Origin of the sequence: Cellulophaga sp. 3_MG-2023 (genome assembly GCF_030546975.1) — a bacterium.
Classification (GTDB): Bacteria; Bacteroidota; Bacteroidia; order Flavobacteriales; family Flavobacteriaceae; genus Cellulophaga.
In genome coordinates, this window is record NZ_JAUOPS010000003.1 from 1 (window position 1) to 24,981 (window position 24,981).

24 protein-coding genes are annotated in these 24,981 nt (G+C 31.1%); 11 read left to right on the forward strand and 13 right to left on the reverse strand.

Translation table 11 applies throughout. The features are described 5' to 3' along the window. The 4 genes from Q4487_RS09775 to Q4487_RS17055 all read left to right on the forward strand — a co-directional run. Positions 1 to 1,968 (forward strand): gliding motility-associated C-terminal domain-containing protein (locus Q4487_RS09775; protein ID WP_303571886.1); only part of this gene is annotated, 1,968 nt, incomplete at its 5' end. 9 nt (positions 1,969 to 1,977) lie between these two features. Next, positions 1,978 to 2,898: a type IX secretion system membrane protein PorP/SprF gene (locus Q4487_RS09780; protein ID WP_303542372.1), complete on the forward strand. Its 921-nt coding sequence runs from the start codon at positions 1,978 to 1,980 to the stop codon at positions 2,896 to 2,898. A gap of 10 nt (positions 2,899 to 2,908) precedes the next feature. Then, the gene (locus Q4487_RS09785) at positions 2,909 to 5,017 is read left to right on the forward strand and encodes an OmpA family protein (protein WP_303542370.1); all 2,109 of its coding nucleotides are present in this window, start codon (positions 2,909 to 2,911) and stop codon (positions 5,015 to 5,017) included. A 260-nt stretch (positions 5,018 to 5,277) separates the two neighbouring features. Further along, a complete protein-coding gene (locus tag Q4487_RS17055) occupies positions 5,278 to 5,448 on the forward strand; it encodes a DUF6747 family protein (RefSeq protein WP_330400301.1) in 171 nt (56 codons plus the stop codon). A 135-nt stretch (positions 5,449 to 5,583) separates the two neighbouring features. Here the strand turns inward: Q4487_RS17055 and Q4487_RS09790 are convergent, their stop codons facing one another. The 3 genes from Q4487_RS09790 to pgk all read right to left on the reverse strand — a co-directional run bounded on the left by Q4487_RS09790 (position 5,584) and on the right by pgk (position 9,531). Continuing rightward, positions 5,584 to 6,585, reverse strand: a complete 1,002-nt coding sequence (locus tag Q4487_RS09790; RefSeq protein ID WP_303542369.1) for a DUF4837 family protein — start codon at positions 6,583 to 6,585, stop codon at positions 5,584 to 5,586. Positions 6,586 to 6,609: 24 nt separating this feature from the next. Beyond that, complete coding sequence (locus tag Q4487_RS09795) at positions 6,610 to 8,226, reverse strand: lytic transglycosylase domain-containing protein (protein ID WP_303542367.1); 1,617 nt, start codon at positions 8,224 to 8,226, stop codon at positions 6,610 to 6,612. A gap of 114 nt (positions 8,227 to 8,340) precedes the next feature. Beyond that, positions 8,341 to 9,531 (reverse strand): phosphoglycerate kinase, encoded by a 1,191-nt coding sequence (gene pgk, locus Q4487_RS09800; RefSeq protein ID WP_303542365.1) that lies wholly within the window; start codon positions 9,529 to 9,531, stop codon positions 8,341 to 8,343. A gap of 275 nt (positions 9,532 to 9,806) precedes the next feature. Between pgk and Q4487_RS09805 the strand changes: the two genes are divergently transcribed. From Q4487_RS09805 to Q4487_RS09820, 4 genes are read left to right on the forward strand one after another with little or no spacing between them, the layout of a single operon-like run. Beyond that, the gene (locus Q4487_RS09805) at positions 9,807 to 10,958 is read left to right on the forward strand and encodes an ATP-binding protein (RefSeq protein WP_100894380.1); all 1,152 of its coding nucleotides are present in this window, start codon (positions 9,807 to 9,809) and stop codon (positions 10,956 to 10,958) included. A 4-nt stretch (positions 10,959 to 10,962) separates the two neighbouring features. Beyond that, on the forward strand, positions 10,963 to 11,364 hold the full coding sequence (locus tag Q4487_RS09810; RefSeq protein ID WP_100894381.1) for a DoxX family protein: 402 nt from the start codon (positions 10,963 to 10,965) through the stop codon (positions 11,362 to 11,364). Positions 11,365 to 11,367: 3 nt separating this feature from the next. After that, the gene (locus Q4487_RS09815) at positions 11,368 to 11,520 is read left to right on the forward strand and encodes a hypothetical protein (RefSeq protein ID WP_303542361.1); all 153 of its coding nucleotides are present in this window, start codon (positions 11,368 to 11,370) and stop codon (positions 11,518 to 11,520) included. Next, on the forward strand, positions 11,517 to 12,515 hold the full coding sequence (locus Q4487_RS09820; protein WP_303542359.1) for a phosphotransferase: 999 nt from the start codon (positions 11,517 to 11,519) through the stop codon (positions 12,513 to 12,515). The genes Q4487_RS09815 and Q4487_RS09820 overlap by 4 nt, the downstream gene beginning before the upstream one ends. On the opposite strand, the gene Q4487_RS09825 is transcribed toward Q4487_RS09820, so the two are convergent. Further along, positions 12,505 to 13,749: an RNA polymerase sigma factor gene (locus tag Q4487_RS09825; protein WP_303542357.1), complete on the reverse strand. Its 1,245-nt coding sequence runs from the start codon at positions 13,747 to 13,749 to the stop codon at positions 12,505 to 12,507. The genes Q4487_RS09820 and Q4487_RS09825 overlap by 11 nt on opposite strands. Then, positions 13,749 to 14,102 carry a YciI family protein gene (locus Q4487_RS09830; RefSeq protein WP_303542355.1) on the reverse strand — a complete coding sequence of 118 codons (354 nt, stop codon included), beginning with the start codon at positions 14,100 to 14,102 and terminating at the stop codon, positions 13,749 to 13,751. Before Q4487_RS09830 ends, Q4487_RS09825 begins: the two co-directional genes overlap by 1 nt. 328 nt (positions 14,103 to 14,430) lie before the next feature. Here Q4487_RS09830 and Q4487_RS09835 point away from each other — a divergent pair, with 328 nt between their 5' ends. Continuing rightward, positions 14,431 to 15,819: a HAMP domain-containing sensor histidine kinase gene (locus tag Q4487_RS09835; RefSeq protein ID WP_303542353.1), complete on the forward strand. Its 1,389-nt coding sequence runs from the start codon at positions 14,431 to 14,433 to the stop codon at positions 15,817 to 15,819. 179 nt (positions 15,820 to 15,998) lie between these two features. Beyond that, positions 15,999 to 17,384, forward strand: a complete 1,386-nt coding sequence (locus Q4487_RS09840) for a HAMP domain-containing sensor histidine kinase (RefSeq protein WP_303542351.1) — start codon at positions 15,999 to 16,001, stop codon at positions 17,382 to 17,384. A gap of 74 nt (positions 17,385 to 17,458) precedes the next feature. On the opposite strand, the gene Q4487_RS09845 is transcribed toward Q4487_RS09840, so the two are convergent. The 7 genes from Q4487_RS09845 to Q4487_RS09875 form a co-directional block, all read right to left on the reverse strand. After that, positions 17,459 to 17,890 (reverse strand): hypothetical protein, encoded by a 432-nt coding sequence (locus tag Q4487_RS09845; protein WP_303542349.1) that lies wholly within the window; start codon positions 17,888 to 17,890, stop codon positions 17,459 to 17,461. 98 nt (positions 17,891 to 17,988) lie between these two features. Next, positions 17,989 to 18,381 carry a hypothetical protein gene (locus tag Q4487_RS09850; RefSeq protein ID WP_303542347.1) on the reverse strand — a complete coding sequence of 131 codons (393 nt, stop codon included), beginning with the start codon at positions 18,379 to 18,381 and terminating at the stop codon, positions 17,989 to 17,991. A 38-nt stretch (positions 18,382 to 18,419) separates the two neighbouring features. Continuing rightward, positions 18,420 to 18,845, reverse strand: coding sequence for a hypothetical protein (locus tag Q4487_RS09855; protein WP_303542345.1), 426 nt, complete (start codon positions 18,843 to 18,845; stop codon positions 18,420 to 18,422). Continuing rightward, the gene (locus tag Q4487_RS09860; protein WP_303542344.1) at positions 18,823 to 19,365 is read right to left on the reverse strand and encodes a hypothetical protein; all 543 of its coding nucleotides are present in this window, start codon (positions 19,363 to 19,365) and stop codon (positions 18,823 to 18,825) included. The genes Q4487_RS09855 and Q4487_RS09860 overlap by 23 nt, the downstream gene beginning before the upstream one ends. 358 nt (positions 19,366 to 19,723) lie before the next feature. Then, positions 19,724 to 20,230, reverse strand: a complete 507-nt coding sequence (locus Q4487_RS09865; protein WP_034644270.1) for an OmpH family outer membrane protein — start codon at positions 20,228 to 20,230, stop codon at positions 19,724 to 19,726. A gap of 363 nt (positions 20,231 to 20,593) precedes the next feature. After that, positions 20,594 to 21,421: a class I SAM-dependent methyltransferase gene (locus Q4487_RS09870; protein ID WP_303542342.1), complete on the reverse strand. Its 828-nt coding sequence runs from the start codon at positions 21,419 to 21,421 to the stop codon at positions 20,594 to 20,596. Next, positions 21,399 to 21,956, reverse strand: a complete 558-nt coding sequence (locus Q4487_RS09875) for a hypothetical protein (RefSeq protein ID WP_303542341.1) — start codon at positions 21,954 to 21,956, stop codon at positions 21,399 to 21,401. The genes Q4487_RS09870 and Q4487_RS09875 overlap by 23 nt, the downstream gene beginning before the upstream one ends. A 230-nt stretch (positions 21,957 to 22,186) precedes the next feature. Here Q4487_RS09875 and Q4487_RS09880 point away from each other — a divergent pair, with 230 nt between their 5' ends. Continuing rightward, a complete protein-coding gene (locus tag Q4487_RS09880; protein ID WP_303542339.1) occupies positions 22,187 to 22,366 on the forward strand; it encodes a hypothetical protein in 180 nt (59 codons plus the stop codon). A 743-nt stretch (positions 22,367 to 23,109) separates the two neighbouring features. Here the strand turns inward: Q4487_RS09880 and mnmG are convergent. Continuing rightward, positions 23,110 to 24,978 carry a tRNA uridine-5-carboxymethylaminomethyl(34) synthesis enzyme MnmG gene (mnmG, locus tag Q4487_RS09885; RefSeq protein ID WP_303542337.1) on the reverse strand — a complete coding sequence of 623 codons (1,869 nt, stop codon included), beginning with the start codon at positions 24,976 to 24,978 and terminating at the stop codon, positions 23,110 to 23,112. Positions 24,979 to 24,981: the final 3 nt, after the last annotated feature.

Here is a 24,981-nt window from a genome sequence, read left to right on the forward strand (position 1 = left end):
GCTGATCAAATAGATCCTGATTCTACTCCTAATAATGATGATGGAGACCAGTCTGAGGATGATGAGAGTTCTTTTACTCTAAACACTCCTATAACTGAAACTGATCTAGAATTATCTTTAACTGTTTCTGATACTGATGTGAATGTAGGTGACATTGTCACTTTTACACTTAACGTTACTAATAATGGAGCTATAGAAGCTACGAGTATAAATATTGAAGATTATGTACCTAGCGGATACACTATAAATTCAATATCTAACGGTGGGTCTAATTCTGGGAACACTATTAGCTGGCCTGCTTTTGATCTAGATTCTGGATTATCAACAACGTTTACTTACCAAGCAACAGTAAATGCACCTACTGGGGCAAGTGATGAGTACTTAACTATTGCACAAGTAACAGCTGTAGACCAAACTGATCCTGATTCTACTCCTAATAATTATGATGGTATAGATTCTTTAGAAGATGATGAAGCTATGGTTGTAAACACTTTACAATCGTCTGATATTAGTATGGTTAAAAGACTATCTGCTAGCTCTAACCCTAATGCTATTGTTGGAGAGGTTATTAGTTTTGAAATTGAAGTAACTACTTCTTCTGCTTCTACTAATGTTTCTATTGAAGATATTGTACCTATCGGTTTTTCTGTAATTCAGTCTTCTATTAGCAATGGTGGGTCGTTATCTGGAAATATAATCTCTTGGGATATTCCTAGCATTAACGCTACTACAATTATTTTACAATATGCGGCAAGTGTTAATGCGCCTACTGGTTCTACAGATGAATATAAAAATACAGCGCAGATTACTAGCGCAGATCAAACAGATCCTGATTCTACTCCTAATAATGATGATGGAGACCAGTCTGAGGATGATGAGAGTTCTTTTACACTTAATACTCCAGTAGATGCAACGGATATAGAATTATCTTTAATCGTTTCGGATACAGGAGCGGACGTTGGAGAAACTGTTACTTATACGTTAACAGTTACAAATAATGGTGTACTTGATGCTACGGGTATAAATATAGAAGCCTACATTCCTAACGGGGTTACTGTTACGTCAATATCTAACGGTGGTTCTAATTCTGGCAACACTATTGGCTGGCCTGTTTTTGATCTAGATTCTGGGTTGTCAACAACGTTTACTTACCAAGCAACGGTAAATGCTCCTACTGGAGCAAGCGATGAGTATACTACAACAGCACAGGTTACTACTGTAGATCAAAACGATCCTGATTCTACTCCTAATAATTTTGATGGTGTAGATTCTTTAGAAGATGATGAAGCTATGGTTAGTATAGATATGCCTACTACAGATATATCTATAAGTAAAACAGTAGACTTCCCAGATTCAAATATTGGTGATACTATATCTTTTACAATTACAGCAACAAATGATGGTAGTTTCACAGCTACAAATATTAGCATACAAGAAATTTTACCTAACGGTTACAGCTTTAATAACGCTACAACAACAATAGGTTTATATGATGAAGGTATTGGTGAATGGACTATTTCTTCGCTAGATGCTAATGAAACTGCTACACTTGTGATAAACACAACTGTTTTAGCTGGTGGTGATTATTTAAACACTGCTACTTTATCATACTTAGACCAGATTGATGACAATTCATCAAACGATACAGATACTGCCACTATTAACATATCTGAGGATAGTTGTCTTAAAGTTTATAATGAATTTTCGCCTAACGGAGATAATGCAAATGATGTGTTCTTTATAGAATGTATAGAACAATATCCAAACAATTATTTGCAAATTTTTAATCGTTGGGGTGTAAAAGTATACGAACAAGAAGGGTATAAAAACACTTGGAATGGTACTTCTCAAGGAAGGGCTACAATAAAACGTGGAGAAAAAATGCCGGTTGGTACATATTACTACACTTTAGAATTAAGAGATAACAAAACGCCATCTAAATCGGGTTGGTTGTATTTAACAAGATAAAAGATTACAATGAATATATTTAAAATTATTTTTAGTCTGATTTTAATGCTCAGTTTAAGCACTATTGCATACTGTCAACAAGATCCACAGTACACACAATATTCTCATAACCCTATGACGGTTAATGCTGGATATACTGGCTCAAGAGGACATACAGCTGCACTTGCGCTTTATAGAAGTCAATGGGTTGGTATAGAGGGTTCGCCCAGGACCATTAATTTCAGTATAGATAGTCCTTTAGATGAGTATAATGGTATAGGTTTGTCTATAATTCAAGATGATCTAGGTCCGTCTCAAGAAACATATATAGATGGTAACTACGCCCATCATTTAATAGTAAACAGAAAAGGAGATAAATTAGCTTTTGGCTTAAAGGGTGGACTTAGATTTTTAAATATAGACTGGTCTAAAGGGATATATAAAGATCCAGATGTGGCGTTTAGTGAAAATATAAATAGTAAAATATTACCAACTATTGGAGCTGGTGTATTTTATTATACAGATAATTATTTTTTAGGTTTATCTGTGCCAAATATTTTAAAAGGAAATCACTATAACGAGATTCAAGAATCTGAGGCTACAGAGCGTAAACACCTATATTTAATAGGGGGTTATGTATTTAAAATTAATCCAAATTTAAAGTTCAAACCTTCGTTTTTTACTAAATATGTATCTGGTTCACCATTGTCTGTAGATGCATCAATTAACTTTCTAATACACGAAACTTTAAATTTAGGCGTTAGTTATAGGTGGGACGACTCTGTTAATGCTCTTTTGGGCTTACAAGTTTCACCTAGAATAAACATTGGTTATGCATATGATTACGCTACAACTAACCTAAAAAATTACAATAACGGAAGTCATGAAATCTTTTTTAGATATCAGTTTACTTCTAAAGAAACCAAGATTAAATCCCCAAGATTCTTTTAATAATTGCACAATGAAAAAATTAATACCTACTTTCTTATTATTGTTGGCCTTTAGTGTGTCTGCGCAAGAAACACAGAAAGCAACTACAGTTACTGTTAATGAACCTATTGTAGATATGAGTTTGCCTATTGCAAATTTAAAAACTATAGATAGTAGTTTATATATAGATAATGTTGCAGAGGAAACTACCACCTATAAAAAAAGTAAATTTTCTGCAAGTAACAGTAAGTTAATAAAAAAGGCTAATCAATATTTTGATATGCTATGGTATGCAGAAGCTGCACAATTGTATGAGCAAGCATTAGAAGATAATGAAGAAAATTACACTAAAGAAATTTTGCAAAAAGCAGGGGACTCTCATTATTATAACACAAATATGGAGAGAGCTTACCACTGGTATCAAATTTTATATGACTCTTATAGAGATGATTTAACTGCTGATGAAATTTTTAAATATTCTCATTCGCTTAAAGGAAATGGTAAATATGGTAAAGCAAAGCGTTTTATGCGTTTGTATAACCGTATGAAAGATAAAGAACCAGAAATTATTGATTTAGAGGCTGATGAAGCGGCAAGAAATGAGCAAATTTTAGATGCAATTTTAAAGAGAGAACCTAAGTTTGGACTTAAAAACTTGAATATAAACACAGAAAACTCTGATTTTTCTCCAATGTTCTATAACAAAGAAGAAATAGTGTTTGCATCTGCAAAAGATTCTTCTTTTTTTAATACTAGAAGATACAAATGGAACAACCAACCGTACTTAGATTTATATGTAGCAAAAGTTAATCAGCAATCTGACGAGTTAAAAGACGCTATTAAGTTTTCTAAAAATGTAAACACCAAATACCATGAGGCTTCTGTTACCTTTTCTCCTGATAATAAAACGATGTATTTTACCAGAAACAACTATGGTAAAAAATTAAAAAGAGATAAAAACGGTATAAACAACCTTAAGCTATATATGTCTAAAAAAATAAATGGCGAATGGTCTGAGGCTGTAGAGTTACCATTTAATAGTGATGATTACTCTACCGGACACCCAGCATTAAGTGCAGATGGTAAAAAATTATACTTTGTATCTGATATGCCAGGTAGTATTGGAGAAACAGACATTTTTGTGGTTGATGTTTTAGAAGACGGTTTATTTTCTTCTCCAAAAAATTTAGGACCAGAAATTAATACAGAACAAAAAGAAATGTTCCCTTTTATAAACGATAAAAAACTATACTTTTCATCTAATGGCCATGTAGGCTTGGGAGGACTAGATGTTTATGAAGTTGCTTATGACGAGGAAGGCTTTAAAGATGTTATAAATCTTGGACAGCCAATTAATAGTAATAAAGATGATTTCTCTTATATAATTAATGAAGAAACACAAAAAGGATACTTTGCATCTAACAGAAAAGGCGGCAAAGGTGATGATGATATTTACTCATTTAAAAACTTATTAGTAGAAGAAGTTATTGAAAATGCAATAGCAGGTGTGGTTACAGAAATTGTAACAGGAGAGCTATTACCTAACGCATTGGTTACTTTATTAGACGAAAACAATATTAAGCTTAAAGAAGTTGTAACTGCAGATGATGGTAGTTTTGTTTTTGAAGATTTAGAGAGCAATACCAAATATAAGTTGCAGGCTAATAAAGAAACTTTTTTCGATGAAGAGCTAGATAGAGCAACTAAAGAAAATCAAGTAGTAAATGCAGATATTGCAATGAGAAAGTTGCATGATATGATTGCTATTGAAAATGGAATTAAGAAACTTAAAACAGAAAAAATATTCTTTGATTTTGATAAGTCTTACATTAGACAAGATGCCAGCATAGAGCTAGACAAACTTGTAGAAGTTATGACTGAATACCCTAATATGAAAATTAAAATTGAATCGCACACAGATGTAAGGGGTAATGATGCCTACAACAAATTTTTATCAGACAGGAGAGCTAAATCTACCAGAAAATATATCATCTCTAAAGGTATAGATGCTAGTAGAATTGTTAGTGCAATTGGTTATGGAGAAGAACAGTTAATTAATGAGTGTGAAGACGGTGTAAGCTGTTCAAGAGAAAAACATCAAGAAAACAGACGATCAGAATTTATAATAGTAGATATGTAATATTATAAAACAAAAATATAATGTAATATATATAAGCTTCTAGATTATTCTAAAAGTTTATATATATTACAAATCTTATACAGAATAAAGACTTTACCTACAAAAGAAATTATAAGCTAACTACCTGATAATGTAGTTCATCGATGATTTATTTTAAACTTATAGATAGAACCTTTTTATAATACCATTTAACTAGAATTATTGCTTTGTAACGAGGCCTTTTGCGACATTTACTACTTAATTAATTTAAATGCACGCTCATGAAAGGAATTTTACTTTGTAAAGAAATCTATGTAAATGGATTTAAAAACCTTGGGCACTTTATTTTAAAAAACTATTTCAAGATGTTTTCTTGGTTTTGTTTTACATTAATCGTTATTGCAGCTTATGCTTTAATGTATAGAGTGCTAACCGGGTACGCTTTTGTTTAAATAGGCAAAAAGATTTAGGCAAAAGACACAAATTAAAAGGCTAACCAATTGCATTTAAGAGTGCAATACTATGTGAAAATTAAAGGCTCCAATTTATTGGAGCCTTTTTAGTTTTAATATGTAGTAAGTTTAAACTTAATTAGAAGCCTTCTTAGGCACAAACTTTAATGTTTTAATAATAGCTTCCAGTTCAAACATAAAGTCTCTTTTAACAGCTGCAGGAGCAAATGTAAAGCCTTCTACAACTAATTTACGTTTGTTAGCTTCATCATTAATAATATAAGAAACATATGGGCCAGCCATAGAGTAGTTATATATTTCCCAACGACCTCTAACCTCAGCAGCTTTTTTACCGCCAATTTCTGCAGGGAAAACAGAAGGTGCAAAAGCTTTTTCTGTATCCATATATGTACCTTCATTAGGGCCTGGTATGTATTTTTTTCCAATAGAATCTCTTTTGCTAACAATATCACTTATAAAAGTGGCGTCATTATTAAATGAGTTCCAAGGAAGAGCATACACAATTAAGTTCATTGTTCCATTTTTAATATCTCTATCTAACCAAACAAAATTATCATCAGCTCTACCAACAGAATAAACAGAAGGTATGTCCATTGTCACACCAAAAGTATCTTCTATTGTTGTATCCTCTAATAAAGAACGCTTAAAGTTACCTTGTGTTAATTTAAGATCTGCCTTATTAAATTCTGATATTATATGGTCTGCTTTCTGATTTATAGTTTCTATAAGTGCATCCTCTGTTGGCGCCACAACTACGGCAACATTTTGTGGGCGAGCGTATGTATTATGGTTTATGTATGATAAACTAGTTGTATCCTTTTTTTGAACCACTAAAATAGATCTAGACTTACGAACTGCACCAGTAAAAACTGTCTCTGGTAAGTGGCGTAATGTAAAAATTGGTTCGTTCCAAGCAATACCAACTACAGATGCAGCAAAATGATCTCTAACAATGTCTCCTACCTTACCTTCCCAAAGCTCATTACTCATTACTACCGTAAGTGAGTTTACTTGCCCTATTGAAGCCGGTGTAAAATCTTGTTTGGTACTTGCACCATCTTTACATGAAGTTAGTGCCAAGGTAATGGCAAAAACTAAAATTGAAAACTTTCTCATCTGATTAAAAAATTGGTTTAACGGTTATATTTTTTTTGTAGAACAATCGCACAACATAATTTTTGTGCCTACTTTTAAATTCTTACCACTAATACCGTTCCAATCTTTTAAATTATCTACAGAAATTCCAGAATATTTTTGAGAAATAGTCCAAAGTGAATCTCCAGATTGTACTGTATGTGTTTTAGCACCAGGCGGAATAGGCTTTTGTTTAGTTTGTGGCTTTGCAGATGCTACGGCTTTAGAGTTTCTAGAAAAAATAGTTAATCGCTGACCAATTCTTAAATTGTTGCTACGCAAACCATTCCATCTTTTAATTTCACTTACTCTAACCCCAAACTTCTCTGCAATTTTACCAAGAAAATCACCACTTCTAACTCTATATCTAGATTGCGACTCTGCCTGCACTAATTTAGGCATTGGTTTTTCAATCTTTTTTAACTCTTCCTCTGCAAGTGCATAAACAGCATCTTCATTAGATACAAACTTACCCATTACACTTGTTGGCAAACGTAAAGCGTGATTTCTATCTTCCTGAAAAGGAATAATATTTAGTTTATAAGAAGGGTTTAAAACCTCTAAGTCCTCTACGCTTACATTTGTAAACCTAGAAATTTGATCAAAAGTCAGCATACTTTTTACGTGTACTGTATCTGTTTCAAAATAAGGACGCTCTACAACCTCACCATAAATACCGTGTTCTTTAGCGTACTCAAAAATATACATTGTTGCTAAAAATGCAGGTACGTAACCTGCTGTTTCTCTTGGTAAATGGTTTCTAATGTTCCAGTAATTGGTGTAACCACCAGAACGTCTAATAGCTTTGTTTACGTTTCCTGGTCCAGAGTTATATGCTGCTAACGCTAAATCCCAATCGTTATAAATGCTATACAAACGCGTTAAATACTCACAAGCTGCTCTTGTAGATTTTATGGGGTCGCTACGTTCATCTACATAACTGTTTACTTCTAGGTTTTGTTCTTTACCTGTACCGTACATAAACTGCCAAAGTCCTGTAGCTCCTACCCTAGATCTTGCTCTTGGATTTAATGCAGACTCTACAATTGCCAAATATTTCATTTCTAATGGCATATTAAAGTTATCTAACTCCTGCTCAAACATAGGAAAGTAAAACTGACTCACAGTTTGCATACGCTCCATTAAACCTCTGTTACGGGTTAAGTAAGACTTAATTACACGCTCCAAAGACTCGTTATACTCTACATTAAATGGCGTTTTAGCATTTAAACGTGCTAACCTAGCTTTTAAAGTGTCTGTTGGCAAATCTGTAAAACTGACTGGTATATTCTCTATGCGCTCGTTGGCAATTTTATTATAAATGGTATCAAACAAAGAAGCGCTTTCTTTAATTTGTTTTAACCAAGCTTTGTCATAATCAGCAGCATTTTTATAGTCTGATAATTGATACTTTGTACCCGATGAATCATCAGAAACAAGCGCAATTATAGGTTGTACTTTTTGCGGTACATCCTGTTGTTTTTTTGCAATTGAATCAACAGTGTCGTTCTTTACAACACTTAAAATCTCTGTGCTTATAGACGTGGTTACAATGCTATCTTTTTCTTGTGCAAAAATAGCGGTACCCGAAAACAGCAGTACTCCTAAAAAAATACGTTTCATTTAAATTTTCTTTTGGTTAGTTTAGTTGATTGCTTGGTAAAGTCGTGTTTTTTTACTTAAAAATAAAATTTTTAACGCTTTTAAAAGCAATCAACAATTGTGCCTAACCTTATTTTAAGCGGTAATTGCAGCTATTCCTGGTAAAGATTTACCTTCTAAGCTTTCTAACATTGCACCACCACCAGTAGATACGTAGCTTACCTTGTCTTGAAAACCAAATTGCTTAACAGCAGCAACCGAGTCTCCACCACCAACTAAAGAAAATGCTCCATTTTGTGTAGCTTCGGTAATATAATTTCCTATTTCTATAGTTCCTTTAGCATAGCTTTCCATTTCAAAAACGCCAATTGGTCCGTTCCATAAAATAGTTTTAGACTTTAAAATTACTTCTTTAAAAATCTCTAAAGTTTTTGGTCCGGCATCTAAACCTTGCCATCCTTCTTCAATTTTATCTACATCTGTAATTTTAGTATTTGCTGTGTTGCTAAACTCATCTGCAGCAATAACATCTACAGGAATATGCACCTCAACACCTTTTTCTTTTGCTTGCTTTAAAATATCTAGAGCAAGTTCCATTTTATCATCTTCACAGATAGAGTCACCCACTTGTCCGCCTTGTGCTTTTACAAATGTGTACGTCATACCACCACCAATAATTAAATGGTCTACTTTATCTAATATATTTTCTATAATTGTAATTTTAGAAGATACTTTTGCGCCTCCTAAAATTGCAGTAACTGGCTTTTCTCCAGTTTGCATTACTTTATCTATAGCTTCAATTTCTTTAGCTAATAAAGATCCAAAACACTTACTTTCTGGAAAAAATTTAGCAACAACTGTTGTAGATGCATGTGCTCTGTGGGCTGTACCAAAAGCATCATTTATATAAACATCTCCTAGTTTAGATAATTGTTCTGCAAAAGCCTCACCACCTTTTTCTTCTTCAGCATTAAAACGCAAATTTTCTATAAGTAATACTTGCCCGTTTTCTAAATTAGTGGCAGCTGTTTCTGCTTCTTCTCCAACAGAAGTAGACACAAAATTTACTTGCACACCTAACACATCAGAAACAGTACTGCAAATGTGCTCTAAAGATAAATCTGGCACAACTTGTCCTTTTGGTCTTCCTAAATGGCTCATTAAAACAACACTACCACCATCTTCTAACACTTTTATTATTGTTGGCTTTGCAGCTTCAATACGGTTAGTATCTGTTACATTAAAATTTTCATCCATAGGAACATTAAAATCTACACGGATTAATGCTCTCTTGTTTTCAAAATTAAAATCGTTTATTGTTTTCATAATGTGCGCTTGTTAAAATTTAGCTTCGTTAGACTTACAAACACCAAATGTAAAGATTTAAGTATTGCATATAAAACCATTAACAGTATTTTTAGCTTTGTACAGTGTAAACGCAGTATCATTATCATAAAATTTCTTTTTGCCTCTGTTTTTTATGGTTTATTCATTTTTTTGAAACTCAATTTTTAAAAAATGAAAATTACTAAAGCTACACTCTTGTATTTTTAAAGTCTAGCAGTATTTTTAATTTGGTTCATTTGCATATCTTTGACGATATGCAGTTTCAAGATATTTTAGGACTTTCTCATATAAAAAAGCACTTGTGTTTAAGTGCAGATGCTGGCCGTATACCACACGCACAACTTTTTGTTGGTAATGAGGGTTGCGGTACTCTGCCAATGGCAATTGCATATGCTCAATATTTATTATGTAAAAATGTAAACGGAGAAAATACTGGTGGTATAGAGGCTTGTAATTTAAAGTGCGGAAATTTATCGCATCCAGATCTACATTTTGCTTTTCCGGTTACTAATTCTGATAAAGTTAAGAGTCACGCTGTTAGTAACCACTATATGCAGGATTGGCGCGAGTTTGTAAACCACCAACCTTATGGTAACTTGTTTGATTGGTACAGACTTATTGGTATTGAAAAAAAACAAGGTCAAATTGGGGTAGACGAAGCACAAGATATTGTACGTAAGCTAACTTTAAAATCTTATGAAGGTGGTTATAAGGTGATGATTATGTGGATGGCTGATAAAATGAACATAGCAGCTGCTAACAAATTACTTAAACTAATTGAAGAGCCACCAGAAAAAACTGTTTTTATATTAATTGCTGAAGATGAAGAACAAATTATACAAACCATACGCTCTAGGTGTCAAATTTTACATTTTCCTCCACTAGCAGAAAATGCAATAACGTCTGCATTAATTGCAAAAGGATTAGACCAACAAACCGCTTTTAAAATTGCTCATGAATCTAATGGTAATTTTAATAAAGCACTAGATTTAATGAATAATGACTCTGAAGATTTGGTGTTTGAAAAATGGTTTGTGCAATGGGTACGTACAGCCTTTAGAGCAAAAGGTAACAAAGCTGCAATACAAGATTTAATTTTGTGGAGCAATGAAATTGCTAAGACAGGAAGAGAAACACAAAAGAAATTTTTAACGTATTGTATGGCTATAATGCGCCAAGCAATGCTGGTAAATTACAATACAAACGAGCTTGCTTTTATGGAAATACACGTAGAAGGTTTTAAGCTAGAAAAATTTGCCCCTTTTATACATGAAAATAATATTGTAGACATTATTACAGAGCTAGAAACAGCAATGTACCATATAGAACGTAATGGAAATGCAAAATTAATTTTAACAGATTTATCTATAAAACTAACAAGATTTTTACACAAAAAACCAAGCTAAAAAAATGACAAACGTACACGAAAATATTACTGAAATTTTATTGTTAATCTTTTTAATTATTACTTTTTTACAAAGTGGTTTTGATAAAGTTGCAGACTGGAAAGGAAACTTGTCTTGGTTAACCGGACATTTTAGTGAAACGCCTTTAAAAAACACGGTTCCTTTATTGTTAGGAATTATTTTGGTTATAGAAGTTATTGCTGGCGCTCTTTGTGCTGTTGGTGTAGTACAGTTTATTTTAGACGGACAAAGTAATATGGCTATTTACGGTACAATTTTGTCATGTATTACTTTATTATTTTTGTTATTTGGACAACGTATTGCAAAGGATTATGAAGGCGCAAAAACTATAGTTATTTACTTTATGCCGACAATATTTCTTCTATATCTTTTAGCCAATAAATAGATTATGATGAAAAAAAAATTTGACCTTTTAATGCTGTTGCTAGTTGTAGTAATGGCATTTAGTTTTTTATATTTTGAAATAACAACCTACAATTTCCTTATCCTAATTCCGGCTGCGGCATACATTGCAAGCGGAAGATTATTCTTTAAAAAATGACAAATTTTCCAGTAACTACCTCTACTCTTTCCGCTACAGCTTTAGGCACGCTGGTAAAACATCAATATAATTTAACTGAAGATTTTAAGTGTTCTTTGTTTAGAACAGGCATAAATCACACTTATTTTTTAAAAAACATAAATACTACCTATGTTCTGCGTGTGTATTGTTATAATTGGAGAACCAAACAAGAAATATTAGAAGAGTTAAAACTTTTAGAACTATTAAAAAATAGCGGGTTAAGTGTTTCCTATGCATTGGCAGATAAAAACAACAACCTTATACAAAAAATACAAGCCCCAGAAGGAGAACGCTACGCTGTACTTTTTTCTTTTGCCGAAGGAGAAAAAGTTAGGTTTATAGACAACAACACTTGTTTTGCTATAGGCACGCTAATGGGTAAAATACATAATGTTACTAAAGAAAAAACAATAGCCCGTATTAACTATACTACAGAAGCACTGGTTACAAAACCATATAATTTTACAAGTAAATATTTTGATGCTAACTTGCCAGAAATGGAATACATTAGAGCACAAGGCCAAAAGGTTGAAGAGTCCTTTAAAAATCTAATGCACACTAAAATACCAAAAGGTATTATCCATTTAGACATCTGGTATGATAATATGAGCATTACCAAAAATAAAGAAATTACTATTTTTGATTTTGATTTCTGTGGAAATGGTTACTTAGTGTTAGATGTTGCCTATTTCTGTAAGCAACTTTTTCATATAGAAACAGATAAAGAAGTATACCAATTAAAGCTTAAAGAGTTTTTAAAAGGTTACCAAAAACAAAGAGTATTAAGTAAAGAAGAAGTTGATTTTATACCTATTGCAGCTAATGCAATTTGGCTATTTTATTTAGGTGTACAAGCGCAAAGGTTTGATTGGTCTAACATATTTTTAAGCAAAAACTATTTAAAAATGTATTTAGGCCGATTAGAAAACTGGAATACCTACTGCAGTAAAAACAAAAATGCTTTTACATTGTGAGCAAAGCATTTTTCTTTTTAACCAAATAAGCTTTTTCTGGTTTACTGTGTACATTTTCTATAGCTATGTCTAAATAAGTAACTGCTTCTTTTATTTTCCCTAAGCTTTTATAATACTCGGCCTTAACCCCATAAAACAAATAAGAGCGTTGTTCTAAAGCTTCTGGCTCTAATTGCAGTAGTATTTGATATGCATTTTCTTGCTCTTTTAACTGAATTAGTACAACAGCAATAGACAAAGACACCATTGTATTATCTTGGTGTTGTTGTAATTGTTTATACAGTTCTAAAATCTTTTTCCAATTGGTATCTTCAAAGTTTGTTGCTTTTAAATGCTCTGCAACAATGGCTGCTTCAATATGGTAGGTAGAAAAATCTCCAAACTCCTCTGCTTTTACCAATGCATTATTTCCTAAATGTATTAAAGGCAAATACCATTTGGTACGATCTTGGTTTTTTAAGTCGATACTATTAAAGTTCTCGTCTACTTTTGCACCTAGTCTAGATGAATTAAAGCATAATAGGGCAAATAAAGCATAACTAGCACCACACCTAAATTCTTGCTTAGAGAGTATAATTTTAGTTAATCTAAGCGCTTCTCCGCACAATTCTTTACGAACTAAGAACTTATTGTGGTTAGAGTGAAAACCTTCGTTAAAAATAAGATATATAACTTCTAAGGCATTATGTAAGCGCTCTTGAAGTCTTTTTTTAGTAGGTAACTCAAAATTAACCTTCTTTGCTCTTATTGTTTGCTTTGCTCTTGTGAGTCTTTTTTTAACTGTTTCTGGTTTTAATAATAAAGCAGAGGCAATTTCTGCAGTGCTAAAACCACCAATAGTTTTTAATGCAAAAGCTATTTGGTCTTTAGTATCTAATTTAGGGTGGCAAGCAGTAAAAATCATTCGGAGCTCACTGTCTTGTATTTCTTCTTTTTCAAATAAATTATTAAATGCTATGGCAGAAGCACTATAATTTAATTTTTCAACTCTATTTTTATCTGCATCTAGTTTTCGCAGTAAATCTATTACCCTATTTTTTGCTGCTATTGTAAACCAAGCTTCAGGGTTTTCTGGGACTTTTTTACGCCATTGCACCGTTGCTTTTGCAAAAGTATCTTGCACAGCATCTTCTATAATTTCTATGTTTTTTAATCCAAAAATTCGAATTAAAATAGAGACCATCTTTCCGTACTGATGTCTAAAAAGATGGTCTATAAGTTGTTGGTCTTGCATTATTCCATATCATCAAAAACTAATACTTCTCTTATTTCTACAGTATTGCCAAGGTCAAAATCCGGAAAATCTTGTGCTATTTTACTAGCTGCATCTAAATCTTTTGCTTTTACCATATAGTAGCCACCAACTATTTCTTTAAGTTCTGCAGCTGTGCGGTCTGTTACTGTTCTTTTAGGACCAGTAATTTGTCTAACTTCTGGATGCAAAGCTTCGCCGTGTTTTACAACACCTTGTTCTTGCATTTTTTGGTTCCAAGCAAACCACTTACCCATACGTTCTTGCATTTGCTCTGGAGAAAGTCCAAGGTCTGTGTACTCTTTTCCAATAAAAATTAGCATAAAATCTTTCATTCTTTTTGTTTTAAAATTAATAATTAATTCATTGTCAATCCTATAACGATGCTAAAAAAAAATAGGGGACATTATTTTTAATAAAAATCTACTCTTTAAAATAAATTTTATTCACCCTAAAAAATTAAGAAATAAAAACCTACAAAAGCTAGTGTTTTCAACTACTATAAAGATGTTTGTTTGTTAAATTACATTTACAAATAGTAAAAAAAAGATCGTCAAAATACATTGTTTTACCGTTTAACGAATAAATGTGTGTTTTAAAAATAGAATTTACTAAACTGCGTTTAAACAAGTACATACGTTTTTAAATTCCCCAAATAGATTTATGCAAAAATTATGGTTCACATATAGAAAGTGGTACATTAACTATATAGGTTTTGAGTTAATTAATAGCAATAAGGCATTAGAATACTTTAGAGATAAGTTGTTTATTTCTATTATTTTATTGGTAAACTTTTTTGGTATTTTAGCTTATATACCTAGTGTAATTGTTGCTTATATAAATTTAGAAATGGTACTAGTAATAATAGATACTTTAGCTGTATCTGTTTTACTCTTTGTGGTTTTAAATAAAGCTATATCTCTAAGAATAAAAAAGACAATCTTTTCTGTTAATTTGTTAGTACTATCTACTATTCTACTAATCAATAATGATTTAAGCGGTAATGGACCATTAATTTTATTAATGACAACTTCGGCTATTACCTTGTACAGTGGTAAAAAAGCAGGTTTTTATGCTTTTGGTTACGCTACTTTAGTATATATTATTTTATTAACCTGTATTAAACTAGGCTATTTTAACTTTAGATATACGGTAGGTTACAATTTTACAGAGCTTATTATTATTGCTTTAAACAATCTGTTTTTTAATTTAATTTTAATTTTTTCTATATCATTTTTAATAACCCAACTACACAAAGCTTTGGTTAGTGAAAAAAAATTGCAAAAAGCCTTAGTTGTTAAACACAATAATGCTGTTGCTGCTAGAAATAAAGCGGAACAGTCTGAGCAATTAAAGTCTGCCTTTTTAGCAAATATTAGTCACGAAATTGGAACTCCAATGTACAGTATTTTAGGAACTACAGACCTATTAAAAGAATACAATAAAAAAGATAAAGAGTATCAGAAATCATTAACACTAATAGAAAACAACGGTAATAAGCTTTTAGACATTATTGCAGACATTGTAAATATTTCTAAAGTAGAATCTGGACTTATGCCAATTAATCCTACTGCTTTTAATATTAAAAATAGTGTTGAAAAAGTTTACTCTGACTTGCAAAAAGAAGCCAAAGAAAAACAAATAAATTTTACCATTACAGATTTAATTAGTGCCAACGAAGCTCTTATTTACACCGATAAAGAAAAAGTTGAAGCCGTATTAATTCATTTGATAAAAAATGCAATTAAATACACAGAAAAAGGGTCTATTAATATTAAATGCCATTTACCAGAACAAGGTAAAATAGCATTTGAGGTTAGTGATACCGGCATTGGTATACCAAAAGACAAGTTTAGGTCTATTTTTAAAGCTTTTTACCAGGTAGATACCGATCAAAAAAATGCGTTACACGGTTCTGGTGTTGGTTTAGCAATTTCTAAGGCATACACAGAAATGCTTGGCGGCAAATTAAGCCTTAAAAACAATGAAAATAGCGGAGCCACTTTTGGCTTTACTGTTTCTACACATTTGCAATCAGAAGAAACGGTTTAAAAATTAAAAAAATACCCCAAGAAACAGTTAAAAATGTTTGATTAAAGTATAAAACTACATTTTAACGAAAATTGTTTACTAAGAAAACAAAGCTTGAATTAAATTCTTACATTTAAGTTGACACAGAAACAGTTACGCCAACAATGTAATTGTAAGTTGTTTAGTATACATTACCCAAGATGATACAAAAATGGTGGAAGTCTTACACAAATTGGTTTGTAAAATACAGTAATTTTAAAAAGGTTAATAAAAGTAAAGATCTAGACTATTTTAGAGACAAACTTTTTATATCTATTTTACTACTTACATTTTTAATTGGAGGTATAGCCTATTTTCCAAGTAGTTATGTTGCCATAAACAGAAACGAGTTAATTATAGTTTACTTAGACACCCTTGCTATATTAACATTAATCGTAATTGTTTTTGTAAACAAAATAGGCTTTAACACTAAAAAAACTGTTTTTTCTATTACATTATTTCTACTATCTATTGGGCTACTACTAAATTTAGGTTTTAAAGGAAACGGAAGCATTTTAATACTTACAACAACCTCACTAATAACACTTTACAAAGGTCGTAAAGAAGGTGTAAACTGGGTATTGCTTACTGTGGTGTTATACTTAATTTTACTAGCCGGCTATTATTTTAATCTCTTTTATTTTCCATTTTTTGATGACTATGATTTTGAAGTACTAGCTGTAGTAACAGTAAACAACGTACTCTTTAATTTTATACTAGTATTCTCTTTGTCTTTTTTAATAAAACAATTACACAAAGCATTGGTTAAAGAAAATAAGCTACAAAAAGAGCTTGTTATTAAACACAACAATGCTGTTTCTGCACAAAAAAGAGCCGAAAAATCAGATAGATTAAAATCTGCATTTTTATCTAATATTAGTCACGAAATTGGTACTCCAATGTATGGTATTTTAGGTAGTGCAGACCTTTTAAAAGAGCTTCATAAAAACAACAAAGAATCTCAAGAGTACTTACAACTTATTGAAGAAAATGGAAATAAATTATTAGAAATAATAGCTGACATTGTAAACATATCTAAGTTAGAAACAGGTTTAATGGCACTAAATACCTCTGCATTTAATATAAACAGTGTTATTAGAGCATCTTTTGCTAACGCAGAAGCAAGTGCAGAGAAAAAAGGAATAAGCATTAGTAAAAACAACTTAATAAGCCCTAATGAGGCTTTGGTATATACAGACAAAGAAAAGCTAACTACAGTGCTAAAACACCTTTTAAACAATGCTATTAAGTATACAGAAAAAGGAACTATAAATTTAAGTTGTTATTACAAAGACATAAGTACTATTGAGTTTGTTATAAAAGATACAGGCATTGGCGTACCAAAAGATAAGATTGCTGCTATTTTTAAAGCTTTTTACCAGGTAGATACAGACCAAAAAAATGCATTACACGGAGCTGGTGTTGGTTTGGCAATTGCAAAGGCGTATACAGAAATGTTAGGTGGTAAAATGAGCTTAGAAAACAACGAGGATGAAGATGGTGCTACGTTTAGGTTTACTATTAGTGCACAACTGAATAAAAGTTAACGTGTTTCTAGGCCATATACAACAGGTCCATTTATTTTATTCTAAACCAAGAATAACTTTAAAACAACCCATATTTAATTTAAGGTCTTAATTTTTATCATTTTATATAACCGATAATAAATATATGTTGGAATAGTAATAAGTATTAAAATTAAAAACCACCTACCTGTAATACTCCAAAAATTTGTTTTAGAATTAATTTTTATTCCTTTCCAACGCAAAATTTTTGCTTGGTGATTGCTAACCAATTTTACGGTTACAACATCTCCTATATTTGCTCCTCCACAAAACGCTAATTCCATCTCATTTTTAAAAGGAGAAGCATTGTTCATTAAACTATATATAGAGAAATTTTTGCGATTACTACTGTTATTTAGTAGTTCTAAATTAAACTTAATATTTGTTCCATATTCACCAGAACTAGGCCCTAAGCTGGTCTCTATACCTATTATCTTTGCTTGTTCAATATAACCAAAAACTAAGTGCTCATTATACTCTAATCTCAAAAGTAAATACGAAAAAAATAAAAAAGGAACGCTCAAAGCTCCAAATAGGAAAAGGTTAAAAATTTTGTATTCTATTTTCATTAAAAATCATCAAACTGTTATGTATGTACTAAAAAATACTCAACGCCTAGGAAAAGAACAGCCACAACAATTGTTAAAGCCAAAGCACTGATTAGTTTAAATATAATTGGCTTTGTTTGGTTTGTCCTCTTTTTTAAGTAAAAAAGATCTAATAAAATAAAAGTAATTATAGATATAGTTGCAATTAAAACAGAATCTATCATTAAAGTTAAACCGTAACCCCAGGCCATTAATTGCTTTAAAAATGTTGAGCCAACTTCTTGAGCGCCCATCCATAAGCGTACTACCCCTAAAGACCAAAGATAAATAGTAATAGCCCAAAGAATGTAACCAATTATGAGTTTTATATTTTCATAAATATTTAATCCTACAAAATAATACCAATTAGTATTTAACAAAATGATAACCATACATAAGTACTAAAGCAGGTAATACTCAAAAAATAATATTAATTAACAGCAAAAGGATTTTTTTCTACTGGCAAATCTAGGTTTGCCAATACGTTATCTAAGTTTTTAAGCGATTCCTCCTCTACTTCATTTATGTGTACAACCAACTCTTTATTGGCTGTTTTTAAAATATATTGCTCTTCAGTTTTTCTAATATATGTAATATCTTTTAGAGCAATTTTTTTACTAAAAACTGTTCCTTCTTTTAAAATACCGTTTTTTAGAACCAAACAATAATTGGTAGATTTTAATATGCTTTTTACAAACCAAATAATAGCTATAATCAGTAAAATAAAGCCAATCCACTTTATAGAATCGCTTTTTATAGTAAGATATACCGACTTGTATAATGCATAAACAACAAACAAGGATGAGAATAAAATGTTAGTACGTACCTTTTTTTTAGTGTATCTGATTTTTTCCATTTTTTTCTTTTTCTAATTTCTCGGTATTTTTTTCTTCTTTTAACTTTAGCTTATAAAACCTTCTAACTTTTGGCATATTTAAATAATCCTCCTGTAAGATTATCAAGATTCTATCTCTAATAGCCTGAATTTCTTTATATTTTTCCACACCATATTTCTCAGTATCACTTTTTTCCTCAGCACAATAAATTAGTCTGTTTAAAACTTTCAGCTGAACATATAATTCTGTACTTACCCAATTCCTTTTCCAAGTTATCTTTGTAATTTCTAAATTTAAATTTGTAAGTGATTCTGCTGTGATAAAAGCTAGATGACAGGGTCTATCATCAACCATGTGACTTGACTGAAAGTAAATCAACATTTTTTCAATTGACTCATAAACTTCAAGCCTTTTATTAATTGTTATTTTCCAATATTCTTGGTTATACTTGCGTTTTTCAATAAAATAGTTAGCCATTACTGAGACCAGTGTAGAAACTACAGTACTAGTCAATAGTATAATTATCCAGTCTTCATCCATAATAAAACTTTATTTATAAAAAATAAATCTCGGGGGAGAGAATTGTCTCATAAATATATAACTTATAGCACTAAAAAATTACGGAAATACGTAACACACCAAAAAAATAACAGGCAATGTCTTACTTAAATTCAGTTATATACCAGAAAATAAATATTGTTTAAAGGGTAAAACTAAATAATACTTGGTTAATAATAAGTTCTAACGCCTCTATTTTTGATTTTAAAGTCATTTAAGAGCGTTTTATTCTTTTTACACACAATTTACTTAACACAGGTATACTATTAGTTATAAAAGCCTTAAAACAAAAAAAGCCTCAGCATTATGCTGAGGCTTTTTGTATGTGTAAATAACAAGATTATTTCTTGTAATTATCGTTTAAGATTTTAGTAATCTCATCTGTAAGGTCATCTGCGTCTGTACCGTATAAAACGCTACCACCGTCTCCACCACCAAAAATGTATGAGAAACCGTTTGTTTTACCGTAAGCTTTAATTTCTTTTTTAACTTTAGAAACTAAGCTATCCATTTCCGTTTGGCTGCTAACTTGTAGTTGTTTTTCTTCTTGTTGCAATTGCTGACCAATAAACTGGCTTTTTTGCTGTAGCATACCATACTCTTCTTGTGCTTTAGCCTGAGCCATTTTTTGTGCTTTAGCCTGAAAAGCTTGTGCTTCCATCTGGAAAGCTTGCTGTACACTATCTCTCTTTTTACCAAAAGCTTCTATCTTAGTTTTAAACTTAGCTTCTAAGTCTACTTTCTCTTGATAATCGTTCATTAGTTTTACGTTATCTACGTAACCCATTTTACTTTGTTGGCATCCTACTAAACCGATGAATGCAAGTGCAAAAATAATTTTTTTCATTTCTAGGTTTTTAATATAAAACTTCCGAACCGACGGAAAGTCAAAATTTAAGTTGAGCAAAAATAGAAAAGTTTTTGAATCTGAAAGAAAAACCGATGTTAGTTTTAAAATTCATTAAAATTAAAATTTGATCTTTTTTTAAAGAATCTTGAGATTTACAAGTTATTTACAAAAACTATGTAAAAATACATTTTTGATAATTAAAAACTATAATAAGTAAAATCTATAATAATTTATAAATTACATAATCCAAAACTATTAAAAAGTGGATTTTAGCATTAATTCTAGTGGATTAAAACAAAAAAAAGGACTTAGTACTTGTTCTAAGTAATAAACCCCTCTTAAATGGCTTTAAAATGCGTTTTAGTCCTTTTTAAGAACATAAATAACAGAAGAATGTTCGTTGGTTCTCATTGCAGATAAATTAGAACGCAAACCTCTGTAAAAAGCGGTAAACATATTTTGCTTTCCTGTTTTGTATTTTTCAGATAATAGCGAAACATAAAAAGCATCAAACAACATTGGCTTCGTTTTTATAAGTTTCATATTGTGCTTTGCAAAAATCTTTTTTATAGCAGTTCTAGAAAAATGCCATAAATGTCTTGGTACATCAAAAGCAGCCCAAAACTCTTTATAATGTTTTGCGTCGTAACTTTTAAAATTTGGAACTGCAATTATTAAAGTACCATCTTCTGCTAATTTAGATTTTAGCATTTTTATTTGTTCGTCTAAATTTGGCAAATGTTCTAAAACGTGCCAAAGTGTAATTACGTTGTATTTTTTTTCTGGTAGTGTTTCTAAACTGCTAAACAAATTCAAACCTTTTTCTGCAGCTTTTTTTCTTGCAGATTCGTTTGGCTCAACTCCGGCACAAGTCCATTTATTATTTTGTGCCGTAATTAAAAAGTCTCCGGTACCCGCACCAACATCCAAAACAGATTTTTCTCCTTTGGTGTAATATGTAATTAACTGAATCTTTTTTTGCAAACTATAATTTTTTACAGTTTGGTACATTTTGTCTACAACAGTTTCTTTTGCGTCTGTATGAGAAATGTAATCTTCACTCTCATAATAAACATCTAAATTTTTTGGTTGCGGTTCTGTAACCAACATATCTAAATCTTCATTATAGTTTAATGTAAAATTTTCTTGTGTTACAGAATGGTCTTTAGTTTTTAAATAAAAGTTCATTGTAATTGTGCGTAGCTAAATATTCTTTCTTTAATGCACGAAGATAGTTTAAAACTAAAGGACGTGAAAGTGAATTTTCATCCAAGCAATCTTTTCCATCGTCATCAGTAACATTTATAGCTATAAAATAATTACCATCTATACGTATGCGAGGTTGCTCATTAAAAAGATCAGAAGGATTATCATTAGAACCTATAGCTCTATTTGCTAAAACTCCTAAAGTGGGCGTAAATAAGTCTATGCTCTTATCTTTCTTTTCCACTTCATAAAACGAAAAGTAATATGGCACATCATTTATAAAAAAAGGAACATTGTAAAAAACATCAGTATTGTATAATTGATATTTTACATCCACATAATTATAAAACTCACTTTCATCTTTTGGATCTTCAAAAATAAAAACTTGGTGCTTGGTTAATCCTCTTTTAAAATTTTTTCCTTTAGCAATTTTATAATCTTCAATATTGGGAGAAACACGCAACGGAATACAAGATTGCAAAAAAGCTAAAATAACTACTAGAAATAAATTTTTCATTTTTATGTTTTTTGATTTGAATGCTTTTTTATCAGTAACAAAAATTGAACCAGAAGTTGAAAGTTGGAAAACTTAAATAATAGAAAACAGCAAATCAAAATAAAACCAAATTTTTTGAGCACTACTCCATTCTAATTTCTTTAAAAAAACACTCTCACTTTTTTACTTTATTGGGTTGATGAAAAAAATAACTCAAGCAAAAAAATTAAAAAACTATAAAATTAAAAAACTTGAAAAAAAATGAATTTCAAAATGAGGTTCTAAATTTTAGAAAGCAAAAAATTAAAATAAAAATTACTATTAAAAAATTAGAAAAAAGGAAAAATGACGACATCCAAAAAAGTATAAAAACAAAAATTAAAGAAGCTGAAAATTTTATCTTAAAAAAGTTAAAAACGAATAAAAACTAAAATAAAAAAAGCATCAAAAAAAAAGAAAAAGGAAAACTGAAATAGAATAAAAATTAAAAATAAAATCATTTAAAAAATGAACAGAAATGAAAAAAAATAAAAAACAAAAAGCGATAAAAAAAACAGAATTTTAAATCAAAAATAAAGCTCAAAATGAAAGTGTAATTTGAATAAAAAAAAGAAGAATATCAACGCAAAAAAAGAAGAGGAAAAAAAATAAAAAAACGAGATAAAAATGTGTGTGAAATTTAGATAGAAAATAGTTGAAAAAACAAACTCAAAATAAAGAGAGAAATAAAATCTAAATACAAAAAGTAGTGAAGAAAAAAATTCAAACAAAAATGTAAAATCAACTTTAAAAAATAAATTACCAAAAACAAAAATCTAAAAAGGATAAAAATAAATCTGAACCAAGAGAGCAAAGAAATTATTAGATTAAAGATTTAAAAAACAGAAATCTTATGCGAGATAATTTTCAATCCATCATAAAAAAAAGGGAAAACATCATATACTTAAAAGCATATTAAAAACAAAATAAAAGGTTGTGATAAAAAATAAAAATAGAGCTTTTAGCAAAGCAAAAAAACGAACGCATTTTACATTTAAAAAAGCACACAATAAACAACTCTACTCTGCCGTTATAACAACCATAAAAAAACATAAACTAGAATATATTTAAAAACAAAAAACCCAATTGTTCCACGTGGAACAATTGGGTAAATCTTATGTGCTTTAAACTTAAATTACCTTCCCATAAACACAAGTAACACACTTATATCACTTGGCGAAACCCCACTAATTCTGGAGGCTTGCGAGATAGTAACTGGTCTAATTGCCTCTAACTTTTCTCTAGCTTCATAAGACAAACTCTTTAGTTGTCTATAGTCAAAATTATCCGGAATTTTAATGTTTTCTAATCGCTGCAGCTTATCTGCATTGTTCTTTTCCTTGGCAATATAACCTGCATATTTAACCTGAATTTCGGTCTGCTCCATCACCTCTCTATCTATGTTTTCTTGCTCAATAAATTGCGCAACAGCATCCAAAGATTTCATATGATCCATAGTAACATTAGGCCTAGAAAAACTCTTAAACATCTTATGAGATTGTTTAACTGGAGCAGAATTTACAGACTCTAAAATAGGATTTATATCCTCTGGAACAACACTTGTTTCTCTAAAAAAGTTTACAAATGCATCAGATTTTTTAAGCTTTTCTTCCATCCTTTTTAGTCTAGAATCTGATGCTAAACCTATTTTATGACCTAGTGGAGTAAGCCTAATATCGGCATTATCTTGCCTTAATAATGTTCTATATTCTGCTCTAGAAGTAAACATTCTGTATGGCTCCTCTGTTCCTTTTGTAATTAAATCGTCTATTAAAACACCTATATAAGCCTCGTCTCTATTCAGTATTAAAGGCTCATTTTCTTTAACTTTTTGGTGCGCATTTATACCTGCCATTAGGCCTTGACTTGCTGCCTCTTCATACCCAGTTGTACCATTAATTTGACCCGCAAAATATAGGTTATTTACAAGCTTAGTTTCTAGTGTATGCTTTAATTGTGTAGGAGGAAAATAGTCATATTCTATAGCATAACCTGGTCTAAAAAACTTCACATTTTCAAAGCCAACAACAGAGCGTAAAGCTTTAAATTGCACGTCCTCTGGTAGCGAAGTTGAGAAGCCATTTACGTATACTTCTACCGTATCCCAACCCTCTGGTTCTACAAATAATTGGTGCTTATCTTTGTCTGCAAACCTATTAATTTTATCCTCAATAGACGGACAATAACGCGGTCCTAAACTCTTAATTCTACCGTTAAACATAGGTGATCTATCAAAGCCTTCACGCAATAAATCGTGCACTAAAGTACTTGTATGCGTCATATGACAATCTCTTTGATAAGCCAATACATTGGTATTTGTATAGCTAAATTTCTCTGGAATTGCATCACCTGGCTGCACTATCATCTTAGAATAATCTAGTGATCTACCATCTACTCTAGGTGGTGTCCCTGTCTTCATTCTACCACTTTCAAACCCTAAATCTACCAGTTGTTCTGTGATACCAGTAGCGGCTTTTTCACCTGCTCTACCACCACCTAATTGGCGTTCTCCTATGTGAATTAACCCGTTTAAGAACGTACCATTTGTTAGTACAACAGCCTTAGATCTTATCTCAATTCCTAAGGAAGTTGTTACTCCACAAACCTTATCTCCTTCTATAATTAAGCCAGAAACCATCTCCTGATAGAAGTCACAATTGGGTGTTCTTTCCAAAGCTAAACGCCATTCTTCAGCAAAACGCATACGGTCATTTTGCGTCCTAGGACTCCACATTGCAGGTCCTTTTGACTTGTTTAACATCTTAAATTGTATAGCAGATTTATCAGAAATGATACCACTATACCCTCCTAAAGCGTCAATTTCTCTAACAATCTGCCCTTTTGCAATCCCTCCCATTGCAGGGTTACAAGACATTTGTCCTATGGTTTGCAGGTTCATTGTAACCAACAAAGTTTTAGAACCCAAATTAGCCGCAGCAGCTGCTGCTTCTGCACCTGCGTGGCCACCGCCAACTACAATAACATCGTATTCTTTATCAAACATAAT

Coding starts and splice junctions, on each gene's coding strand:
- Q4487_RS09780 (WP_303542372.1), top strand. CDS start 1,978: ATGAATATATTTAAAATTATTTTTAGTCTGATTTTAATGCTCAGTTTA.
- Q4487_RS09785 (WP_303542370.1), top strand. CDS start 2,909: ATGAAAAAATTAATACCTACTTTCTTATTATTGTTGGCCTTTAGTGTG.
- Q4487_RS17055 (WP_330400301.1), top strand. CDS start 5,278: ATGAAAGGAATTTTACTTTGTAAAGAAATCTATGTAAATGGATTTAAA.
- Q4487_RS09790 (WP_303542369.1), bottom strand. CDS start 6,585: ATGAGAAAGTTTTCAATTTTAGTTTTTGCCATTACCTTGGCACTAACT.
- Q4487_RS09795 (WP_303542367.1), bottom strand. CDS start 8,226: ATGAAACGTATTTTTTTAGGAGTACTGCTGTTTTCGGGTACCGCTATT.
- pgk (WP_303542365.1), bottom strand. CDS start 9,531: ATGAAAACAATAAACGATTTTAATTTTGAAAACAAGAGAGCATTAATC.
- Q4487_RS09805 (WP_100894380.1), top strand. CDS start 9,807: ATGCAGTTTCAAGATATTTTAGGACTTTCTCATATAAAAAAGCACTTG.
- Q4487_RS09810 (WP_100894381.1), top strand. CDS start 10,963: ATGACAAACGTACACGAAAATATTACTGAAATTTTATTGTTAATCTTT.
- Q4487_RS09815 (WP_303542361.1), top strand. CDS start 11,368: ATGATGAAAAAAAAATTTGACCTTTTAATGCTGTTGCTAGTTGTAGTA.
- Q4487_RS09820 (WP_303542359.1), top strand. CDS start 11,517: ATGACAAATTTTCCAGTAACTACCTCTACTCTTTCCGCTACAGCTTTA.
- Q4487_RS09825 (WP_303542357.1), bottom strand. CDS start 13,749: ATGCAAGACCAACAACTTATAGACCATCTTTTTAGACATCAGTACGGA.
- Q4487_RS09830 (WP_303542355.1), bottom strand. CDS start 14,102: ATGAAAGATTTTATGCTAATTTTTATTGGAAAAGAGTACACAGACCTT.
- Q4487_RS09835 (WP_303542353.1), top strand. CDS start 14,431: ATGCAAAAATTATGGTTCACATATAGAAAGTGGTACATTAACTATATA.
- Q4487_RS09840 (WP_303542351.1), top strand. CDS start 15,999: ATGATACAAAAATGGTGGAAGTCTTACACAAATTGGTTTGTAAAATAC.
- Q4487_RS09850 (WP_303542347.1), bottom strand. CDS start 18,381: ATGGTTATCATTTTGTTAAATACTAATTGGTATTATTTTGTAGGATTA.
- Q4487_RS09855 (WP_303542345.1), bottom strand. CDS start 18,845: ATGGAAAAAATCAGATACACTAAAAAAAAGGTACGTACTAACATTTTA.
- Q4487_RS09860 (WP_303542344.1), bottom strand. CDS start 19,365: ATGGATGAAGACTGGATAATTATACTATTGACTAGTACTGTAGTTTCT.
- Q4487_RS09865 (WP_034644270.1), bottom strand. CDS start 20,230: ATGAAAAAAATTATTTTTGCACTTGCATTCATCGGTTTAGTAGGATGC.
- Q4487_RS09870 (WP_303542342.1), bottom strand. CDS start 21,421: ATGAACTTTTATTTAAAAACTAAAGACCATTCTGTAACACAAGAAAAT.
- Q4487_RS09875 (WP_303542341.1), bottom strand. CDS start 21,956: ATGAAAAATTTATTTCTAGTAGTTATTTTAGCTTTTTTGCAATCTTGT.
- mnmG (WP_303542337.1), bottom strand. CDS start 24,978: ATGTTTGATAAAGAATACGATGTTATTGTAGTTGGCGGTGGCCACGCA.